General features: G+C 71.8%; 7 protein-coding genes and 1 pseudogene. 3 read left to right on the forward strand and 5 right to left on the reverse strand.

Annotation, left to right across the window (positions count from 1 at the left end):
* The 3 genes from ACFYPA_RS33145 to ACFYPA_RS33155 all read right to left on the reverse strand — a co-directional run bounded on the left by ACFYPA_RS33145 (position 1) and on the right by ACFYPA_RS33155 (position 3,533).
* Positions 1-627: a TetR/AcrR family transcriptional regulator gene (locus tag ACFYPA_RS33145; protein WP_359085325.1), complete on the reverse strand. Its 627-nt coding sequence runs from the start codon at positions 625-627 to the stop codon at positions 1-3.
* 114 nt (positions 628-741) lie between these two features.
* A complete protein-coding gene (locus tag ACFYPA_RS33150; RefSeq protein ID WP_359353629.1) occupies positions 742-1,695 on the reverse strand; it encodes a hypothetical protein in 954 nt (317 codons plus the stop codon).
* A 308-nt stretch (positions 1,696-2,003) separates the two neighbouring features.
* Entirely contained in the window at positions 2,004-3,533 is a 1,530-nt protein-coding gene (locus ACFYPA_RS33155) for a glycoside hydrolase family 43 protein (protein WP_389136074.1), read from the reverse strand.
* A 359-nt stretch (positions 3,534-3,892) separates the two neighbouring features.
* Between ACFYPA_RS33155 and ACFYPA_RS33160 the strand changes: the two genes are divergently transcribed.
* The 3 genes from ACFYPA_RS33160 to ACFYPA_RS33170 all read left to right on the forward strand — a co-directional run bounded on the left by ACFYPA_RS33160 (position 3,893) and on the right by ACFYPA_RS33170 (position 7,496).
* Positions 3,893-5,248 carry a lipase family protein gene (locus tag ACFYPA_RS33160; RefSeq protein ID WP_389136076.1) on the forward strand — a complete coding sequence of 452 codons (1,356 nt, stop codon included), beginning with the start codon at positions 3,893-3,895 and terminating at the stop codon, positions 5,246-5,248.
* Positions 5,249-5,411: 163 nt separating this feature from the next.
* Entirely contained in the window at positions 5,412-6,053 is a 642-nt protein-coding gene (locus ACFYPA_RS33165; RefSeq protein WP_389136085.1) for a CatB-related O-acetyltransferase, read from the forward strand.
* Between the two features lie 267 nt (positions 6,054-6,320).
* Positions 6,321-7,496 (forward strand): macrolide family glycosyltransferase, encoded by a 1,176-nt coding sequence (locus tag ACFYPA_RS33170; protein ID WP_389136079.1) that lies wholly within the window; start codon positions 6,321-6,323, stop codon positions 7,494-7,496.
* A gap of 121 nt (positions 7,497-7,617) precedes the next feature.
* Here the strand turns inward: ACFYPA_RS33170 and ACFYPA_RS33175 are convergent, their stop codons facing one another.
* Both ACFYPA_RS33175 and ACFYPA_RS33180 read right to left on the reverse strand, forming a co-directional pair.
* Positions 7,618-8,580, reverse strand: a complete 963-nt coding sequence (locus tag ACFYPA_RS33175) for an electron transfer flavoprotein subunit alpha/FixB family protein (RefSeq protein WP_389136081.1) — start codon at positions 8,578-8,580, stop codon at positions 7,618-7,620.
* A gap of 57 nt (positions 8,581-8,637) precedes the next feature.
* Positions 8,638-8,728, reverse strand: a pseudogene (locus ACFYPA_RS33180) (electron transfer flavoprotein subunit beta); the annotation flags it as partial.

Genomic DNA, 8,728 nt, shown 5'->3' on the forward strand with positions numbered 1-8,728 from the left:
TCAGATGCGGGGGAGAGGGGCGGCGCCCGCGCAGCGCAGTGCCATGGCGGTCAGTTCGGCGACGATGTCCTGGTCGTCGTCGTCCTCCTCCGCAGTGCCTGCGCCCAGCGGCGCCACGAGGACCTCACCGACCGCGCCGGTGAGCGCCGCGGCGGTGACCTCCCCGTTCTGGGGCGGCAGCAGTCCCTCGGCCATGCCCTCGCGGATCACTTCGGCGAACACCGCGCGGTAGCGGCGACGGAAGACGAGCCGTTCCGCACCGACCGCGGCATCGGCCGGAGCGGCGAGCAGGGCGTGGGCCAGGCCGCGGCTTTCGAGGGCGCGGCGGGCGAAGACCCGGACGCCGTCGGCGAGCCGCTCGACCGGGGAACCGGCGCCGTTCAGCACGGATTCGAGGACCTCCACCTCGTGCCCCGCCGCCCGTCGGAAGACCTCGACCGCGAGGGCGGACTTCGACGCGAAGTGCTGGTACACCGAGCCCGCCGCGATGCCCGCGGCGCCGGCGACCGCGGTCACGGACGCCCCTGACCAGCCCACTTCGGCGACGACGTCGGTCGCCCGGGCGACCAGATGCTCACGGGCCGACTCGAGGCGCTGCATTTCGGCTGGGGTCTTGCGGTAGGCCATGAAAGAAGTGAACCATCATTCATAGTTTTCCGACAAGGGTCCCGAACGCCCCGGCCCGCGACCTCGCGAGAAGGCCCGCGCCCCAGGCGACCTCTCCTCGGTCCGTTCCTGGCTCTACGGGGCGGAGTCGATGGGTGCGGACACATCTTGGTGCTGGCGTCGCAGGATGTAGAGGTCCACGGAGTCGGGATCGCCGATGAACACGTAGAGCTTCGGATGTTCGGGCGTGCCGAACACCTCCCAGGCGTCCATCGCGCACGCGCCGATGGATACGTTCACGACCTGGGACCACGGCCCGGAACCGGAGGCGTACTCCCACCTCCCGGTGCCGGTGCACGGGTGTGCCACGTACTCGAACGAGCCGTCGGACTCGAACGTGTTGACGCGGGTGGCCGCGGCCGCGCCGTCTGTCGTGAGGCGGAGCGTGCCGCCCCTCCCGTCGGACCACGTCCCGGCGATCCGGTCCGCGCTCAGCCGCGGAGGCTCGTACCCGATCCCCGCGGCGAGCGCGCTGACGGCGAGCGTGCAGGCGGCGATGACGGCGAGCGTCCCGTACATCACCACCCGCCAGAACATGGCAGCGCCGGTGAGCCGTCGACGGTCCGCCGACAGCAGCCTTCGGGCGACCAGCGCCGGGGGAACGAGCACCGCTGTCACCATGAGCCAGCCGCCGAGGCCTGCCAGCGGACCGGACCCGGCGAGCACCGTCCCGGTCAGGACGGGCGGAGCGGCTCCGGTGGCTGTCACCACCGGAACCCACCACCATGCCTCGCGCCCCGAGAGCCCGCGGCCGAGCCACCCGGCCGCGGTCAGGAGCGGCATCACCACGCCGACCGACAACAGGGTGCCGACGACAGCTCCGACGGCAGCCATGACGGGCGCCAGCAGGATCAGGAAGATGGTCCCCAGTGAGTTGGGCGCCAGGCGCGGACTCTCCTGGGTCTGGCCCCACACGACAAGAGCGATCGCCCCGATCGCGGCCTCGACGAACAGCACGGACACGGACGTGGCCAGCACCGCACCGAACCTGTCCCGCACCCGTGCCCGCGCCTGCACCGGATGCTCCATTTTTGAACTCATTCAAATCCCCTCCCGCTCCGCATCCTCCTCTCTGCGGCGCGGGTTGGTGCAACCGGGCCCCCCAAGGGGCGCCGGCTTGTTCTCACACCGCCCGCCAGGGTGCTTGATGTTGGTCGGCAACGAGGTCTACCTGCCGGCGTGCGCGGCCCACTGCGATCCGACGGCCGTCCGGCCGGTGCATCCGAACTGAGCGCCGCGCGGTACGGGCGGAGTGGAACGCGAGCGGTGTCCCGGCGCGCGTTCCGCTTCCGCTCCGGCGGTCACGCCCGGCACGCGCTCCGCCCCCGCCCCCGCGGTCACGCCGGGCTCAGGCCGAACCAGTCGAAGGCCGCACTGCCCCGGGTCGCGTACATGCCGATCACCCGGCCGGTGAAGCCCCCGGCGACCTCCGTGGTGAGGTAGCGGCCGTCGAGTGCGGCCAGGACCTCGAAGACGCCCTCGGCCGTCTCGTACCCCAGATGCAGGGTGTCGGGCCCGCCGACCCGCAGGCCGGGCGGAGCCGTCGCCCCCGGGTCCGTGACGGAGGGCGGCAGGGTCACCGCGGTGGTGACGTCGATCCGCAGGGTCAACGGGCCCGGCGGCACCGTGTGTTCGGCCACGCTGTGGCACAGCGGGCCGATCCTGGCGACGACGTGGACCGTACCGGCGCCGTCCGTCTCGACCCGGTAGTGGTGCGCTTCGTCGAGCCGCACCACGAGCCCGCCCAGCCCGCCCGGGGCGACCTCGACGCGCGTACGGGCGCTGCAGTCGGGGTCCTGCTGCCGCCGCCCCACGAAGAGCGCGCCGGGCAGGTCGAGGCTGTCCGCGCGGGCGTGGAGCACCAGGTGGCCCGGGCGCTCGTCCAGGCGGACGGCGGCCGGATCGTGCCGCCTCAGTGACACCCAGCACGGCGCGAGCGCGGGGGAGTCGAAGTCGTCCCGGTCCGCCTCGTCGGGCCACGGGTGCGGCGACAGTGCGGGAGCCTCGGCCCGCAGGTCCACCGGCCCCGGCAGTGGCCACTCGTCCTCCCAGCGGACAGGCGCCAAGAAGGTCTCCCGGCCCAGGCCGTGGTACTTCGGGGTGTCGCCGCGGGGCCGGGTACCCAGCAGCACCATCCACCAGGTCTCGTCATGCGCCTGTACGAGGTCGCCGTGGCCGACGTTCTGCACCGGGTGGCTCGTGCTGCGGTGCGAGAGCACGGGGTTGTCCGGGTGAGGTTCGAACGGACCGGGCAGGCTGCGGGCCCTGGCCACCGACATCGCGTGACCGCGTTCGGTGCCGCCCTCCGACAGCAGCAGGTACCACCAGTCGCCGATCCGGTACAGGTGCGGTCCTTCGGGGTACTGCAGACCGGTGCCGGACCACAACGCCACCGGCTCGTCCAGCACTTCGCCTGTCTCCGGATCGATGCGCACCGCGCGGATGCCGTCGTCCGAGTACACGCACCAGCAGGCGCCGTCCTCGTCCCAGGCCAGATCGGGGTCGATGCCGGGTACGCCGACCGGCACCGGGTCGGACCAGGGCCCGGCGGGGTCCTTCGCGGTCACCAGGACGGTGCCGGCGTCGGTGACCACGGTCGTGATCATCCAGAAGCGGCCGTCGTGGTGGCGCAGCGTGGGCGCGTACACGCCGCACGAGGCCGGAACGGTCTCCGGCAGTTCCAACTGACCGGGCCGGTCCAGCGCGTGGCCGATCAACCGCCAGTTCACCAGGTCGCGGCTGTGCCACAGGGGCACCCCGGGCACGTACTCGAAGCTGGACGTCGCCACGTAGTAGTCGTCGCCCGCCCGGCAGATGCTCGGGTCCGGACTGAAGCCGGGAATCACGGGGTTGTCGAAGAGCGCCATGTCCGTCCCAAGGTGTGGCCGGGTGACAGGAACGGCTGCCCGCCGTACCGCCACGATCGTCGAAGCGCTTCGACGCTCGCACGGGGAGACGGCACTGTCAACGCTTGGGGGAGGGGTCGCACGCCGCCGACCGAGGGCCGCTCTCCGCTTCCCTGCACCGGCGCTACGGGGTGAAGGTGCCGAGCGGGGGTGGTCCAGAGGGGCCGATTCGACAGTTACCACAGCGTAACTTACCGACGGGTTACCTTCGGTAAGTGCCGCTGCTAGCTTGCGTTCACCCGCATTCCGAGCAGAGCGAGGAGTGAGCTGTGAGCCGCAGGAACACCCGTTCGCCTTCCATCTCCCCCACGACGTCCCCCATGGTTCCCCCAGTCCGTGGGCCACGCGCCGGTGGCATGCGCGCGGTGGCCGTCGCCGTGACCGCGGCGGCCTGCGTGGCCGCGTACGCCGCACCCGCGTCCGCCAACGACGGGGCCCAGCCCGTGGTGTCCCGAGGGGTCACCATCCCCGCCTTCTACAACCCGCCGTCCGAACTGCCCGCCGCAAACGGCACGGTGATCCGCCACGAGCCGCTGCCGCTCGGGCTGAGCCTGCCGGGCCTCGACGGCCGGCCGATGCCGGGCACGGCCACCCGGCTGATGTATCGCTCCACCGACTCGGGCGGACAGGGCGTCGCGGTCACCGGCGCCTACATAGAACCGTCCGCCGCCTGGAAGGGACCGGGCACACGTCCCCTGGTGGCGCTGGCCTCCGGAACCGTCGGCCAGGGCGACCAGTGCGCGCCCTCCATGACCCTCCAGCACCCGCTGACCCTCAGCCCCGAGACCGTTTCGGTCGGCTACGAGACGCTGGCGATCTACCGTCTGCTCTCCGCCGGCGTCGCCGTCGTGGTCACCGACTACGTCGGCCTCGGCACGACGGACCGGCTCCACACCTACGTCAACCGGCTCGACCAGGGCCACGCCCTGCTGGACGCGGCCCGCGCCGCGCACCAACTGCCCGGCACCTCGATCACGCCCGACTCGCGCACCGGTCTGTACGGCTACAGCCAGGGCGGCGGCGCCAGCGCGTCCGCGGCCGAACTCCAGCCCTCCTACGCACCCGACGTCAAGCTCGCCGGTACCTATGCCGGTGCGCCGCCCGCCAACCTGACCGCGACGATGAAGGGCATCGACGGCAGCGCGCTCGCCGGCGCGCTGGCCTGGTCGATCAACGGATTCGCCCAGGCCGACGCCGATCTGAGGGACGTCGTCGAGGCCAACGTCAACGACGCCGGCCGCGCCGCGCTGAAGGACGCCTCGACCATGTGCGTCGGCGACGCGATCTTCGGCTACGGCTTCACCAAGAGCACCAAGTGGACCACCAGCGGCAAGTCCCTCGGCGACGTCATCGCCGCCGAGCCCAAGGCACAGGCCGCCCTCGACAGGCAGCGCATCGGAACGCTGAAGCCCACCGGACCGGTGCGCCTGGCCACCGGTGTGCAGGACGACATCGTGCCCCACGCGCAGGCGCGCCAACTGGCCGTGGACTGGTGCCGCAAGGGCGCCGACGTCACCTATGACGCGATCGTGCTGCCGAACCTCGGGGACAAGCTCCTGACCAACCATCTGGTCCCGCTGATCACCGACCAGGGCGACGCGATCTCCTGGATGACCGACCGCCTCTCGGGCAGGAGCACATCGTCCAACTGCTGGACGATGCCGCTGCAGCCCTGACGTCCTGACGTCCCGGCACTCGGTACCGACTGCCGGGCGGATCCCCGGTCCGCCCGGCAGTCGCCCGGTTCGTCGTCCGACAGGGCAAAACCGGTGTCGTGGCGGGAGCGGTCGCGCGATCATGGAGCCGGTCCTGCCCGCCACCGTGAAGGAATCGCGCGCCATGCCCGTACCGGCCGATCCGACCGTGCTCCACCCGATGCCCGACCAGCCGCGCGTGGTGCAGCTCAGGCCCCTGGTGCAGTCCCCGCTGATCGAGGTGGGGGAGTACTCGTACTACGACGACCCGGACGACGCCACCGCGTTCGAGACGCGCAACGTCCTCCACCACTACGGTCCGGAGAAGCTGGTCATCGGCCGGTTCTGCGCCCTGGGCACCGGGGTGCGGTTCATCATGAACGGGGCCAACCACCGCATGGACGGCCCCTCCACCTTCCCGTTCCCCACGATGGGCGGATCGTGGGCGGACCACTTCGACCTGCTGACCGGGCTGCCCGGCCGGGGCGACACCGTCGTCGGCCATGACGTCTGGTTCGGTCACGGCGCCACCGTGCTGCCCGGGGTGCGGATCGGGAACGGGGCGATCATCGGCACCGGTTCCGTGGTCACCAAGGACGTGCCCGACTACGGGATCGTCGGCGGCAACCCCGCCCGCCTCCTGCGCACCCGCTACGACGACCGGGACGTCGCCCGGCTGCTCGCCGTGGCTTGGTGGGACTGGCCGGCGGAACACATCACCGCCCACGTGCGCACGATCATGTCGGGCACCGTCGACGCGCTCGAAGCCGCCGCCCCGCCGGAGTGACACCGCCCCCGTCGGAGTGAGGCCGCCCCGTCCGAGTGAGGCCTCCCGCGCCCGGGCCCGCCGAAAAGCACGCGCGGCGGGCCCGGGCACCGGGTAGGGTCTTTCGCATGTTCTTCCAGCAGCTCTACGGCTGACGCGGGACGGGGCAGTGCCCCGCCTCCGTCCGGCATGCCCAGTGCGCGCCCACGACCCGGAATCGGGTCGGAGCGGCGGACGCACGGGTTCGCCTTGTCCCCTTCGCCGCAGACCTGAATCGAGTGATCTTCCATGTCACGTCGCCGTGCCCACATCGCCATGGTCGGCATCCCGGCCGTCAGCCATGTCCTGCCGAGTCTCGAGGTCATCCGTGAACTGGTGGCCCGCGGCCACCGGGTGACGTACGCCAACGACCCGGCGGTGGCCGAGCGGATCGAGGCCACCGGCGCGGAGTTCGTCCCGTACGGCTCCGTCCTGCCGGTCGCCGACAACAACTGGCCCGACGACGCCATCGGCGCGATGGGCCTCTTCCTCGACGACGCCGTCCAGGCCCTCCCGCAGCTGCGGGCCTTCTACGACGACGACCCCGCGGATCTGTACCTGTACGACATCGGGGCGTACGCCGGGCGCGCGCTGGCCGAGTCGCAGAAGCGCCCGCTGATGCAGCTGTCCCCGACCCTCGTGGCCTGGGAGGGCTACGACCAGGACGTGGCGGCGCATCTGTGGGCGATGCCCGGCGCCGACGCGTACCGGGCGCGTTTCACCCAGTGGCTCGCCGACTGCGGCGCCTCCACCACCGACATGGACGTCTTCTCCGGGCGTCCCGCGCACACCCTCGCCCTCATTCCCGCGGCGATGCAGCCGCACGGCGAGGCCGTCGACACGGACACCGTGACGTTCGTCGGCCCCTGCTTCGGCGGGCGCGCCGCCGAGCAGACCTGGACCCGCCCCGCGGACGCGGAGCGCGTGCTGCTGGTCTCGCTGGGCTCGGCGTACACCAACCGGCCCGAGTTCTACCGCCAGTGCCTGGCCGCGTACGGCGACCTGCCCGGCTGGCACGTCGTGCTCCAGGTCGGCAGGCACACCGACCGGGCCGAGCTCGGCGCCATCCCGGGAAACGTTGAAGTGCACTCCTGGGTACCGCAGTTCGCGATCCTGGAACAGGCCGACGCCTTCGTCACCCATGCCGGGATGGGCGGCAGCTCCGAAGGGCTGTACACGGGGGTTCCGATGATCGCCGTCCCGCAGGGCGCCGACCAGTTCATGAACGCCGACCGGCTCGTGGACCTGGGGGTGGGCCGCCGCGTCGACACCGCGGACGCCACCGCCGAGGTGCTGCGCACGGCACTGACCGAACTCGTCGCCGACCCCGAGGTGGCCGGCCGCTCGGCGAGGCTACGGGCCGAGGCGCGGGCCGAGGGCGGCACCCCGCGGGCCGCGGACCTCATCGAGGAGCTGCTGGCCTGATCGATCGTCGCCGGGCCGGTCGGCCGACGCCGGCCGATCGCCCGACACGACGGGTGCGGGGCCGCACGGTGAAACCCACCGTGCGGCCCCGCAGCGTCGTTCGCCCTGATGGACGGACGGGTCAGCCCTTGCGGGTGGTGACCTCGTCGGTGAGCTGCGGGACGACGTTGAAGAGGTCGCCGACGACGCCGTAGTCGACGAGGTCGAAGATCGGGGCCTCGGCGTCCTTGTTGATCGCGACGATCGTCTTCGAGGTCTGCATGCCCGCCCGGTGCTGGATCGCACCCGAGATGCCGGAGGCGATGTACAGCTGCGGCGAGACGGACTTGCCGGTCTGGCCGACCTGGTTGGTGTGCGGGTACCAGCCGGCGTCGACCGCCGCACGCGAGGCACCGACGGCGGCACCGAGCGAGTCGGCGAGGCCCTCGATGATCGCGAAGTTCTCCCCGCCGTTGACGCCACGGCCGCCGGACACGACGATCGCGGCCTCCGTCAGCTCCGGACGACCCGTCGACTCACGCGGCGTCCGCGACAGCACCTTCGTACCCGAGGCCGACGCGGAGAACTCCACCGCCAGCTCCTCCACCGCACCCGCGCCCGTCACCGGCTCCACCGGCGCCGAGTTCGGCTTCACCGTGATCACCGGCGTGCCGCGCGAGATACGGGACTTCGTCGTGAACGACGCCGCGAACGCCGACTGCGTCGCCACCACACCCTGCTCACCGGCCTCCAGATCCACCGCGTCGGTGATGATCCCCGACCCGATCCGCACCGCGAGGCGGGCCGCGATCTCCTTGCCCTCCGCGGACGACGGCACCAGCACCGCCACCGGCGACACCGCGTCATACGCCGCCTGCAGCGCATCCACCTTCGGCACCACCAGGTAGTCCGCGTACTCGGACGCCTCGGACACCAGCACCTTCACCGCACCGTGCTCGGCCAGCACACCGGCCGTACCCGCGGCACCGGCACCCAGCGCCACCGCGACCGGCTCACCGACCCGGCGCGCGAGCGTCAGCAGTTCCAGCGTGGGCTTGCGGACCGTACCGTCCACGTGATCGACAAAGACGAGAACTTCAGCCATGGGACTTCAATCTCCTGCGATTGAACGAAGGAACAACGAACGACAGAGCGAGCGGGATCAGATGAACTTCTGGCCGGCCAGGAACTCGGCCAGCTGCTTGCCGCCCTCGCCCTCGTCCTTGACGATCGTGCCCGCGGTGCGGGCCGGA

Origin of the sequence: Streptomyces sp. NPDC005775 (assembly GCF_042871565.1) — a bacterium.
In the GTDB taxonomy this organism is placed as follows: Bacteria; Actinomycetota; Actinomycetes; order Streptomycetales; family Streptomycetaceae; genus Streptomyces.

Bases quoted from the DNA above. Each gene is read 5' to 3' on its own strand.
- ACFYPA_RS33145 (WP_359085325.1), bottom strand. From the start codon at position 627: ATGGCCTACCGCAAGACCCCAGCCGAAATGCAGCGCCTCGAGTCGGCC.
- ACFYPA_RS33150 (WP_359353629.1), bottom strand. From the start codon at position 1,695: ATGGAGCATCCGGTGCAGGCGCGGGCACGGGTGCGGGACAGGTTCGGT.
- ACFYPA_RS33155 (WP_389136074.1), bottom strand. From the start codon at position 3,533: ATGGCGCTCTTCGACAACCCCGTGATTCCCGGCTTCAGTCCGGACCCG.
- ACFYPA_RS33160 (WP_389136076.1), top strand. From the start codon at position 3,893: ATGGTTCCCCCAGTCCGTGGGCCACGCGCCGGTGGCATGCGCGCGGTG.
- ACFYPA_RS33165 (WP_389136085.1), top strand. From the start codon at position 5,412: ATGCCCGTACCGGCCGATCCGACCGTGCTCCACCCGATGCCCGACCAG.
- ACFYPA_RS33170 (WP_389136079.1), top strand. From the start codon at position 6,321: ATGTCACGTCGCCGTGCCCACATCGCCATGGTCGGCATCCCGGCCGTC.
- ACFYPA_RS33175 (WP_389136081.1), bottom strand. From the start codon at position 8,580: ATGGCTGAAGTTCTCGTCTTTGTCGATCACGTGGACGGTACGGTCCGC.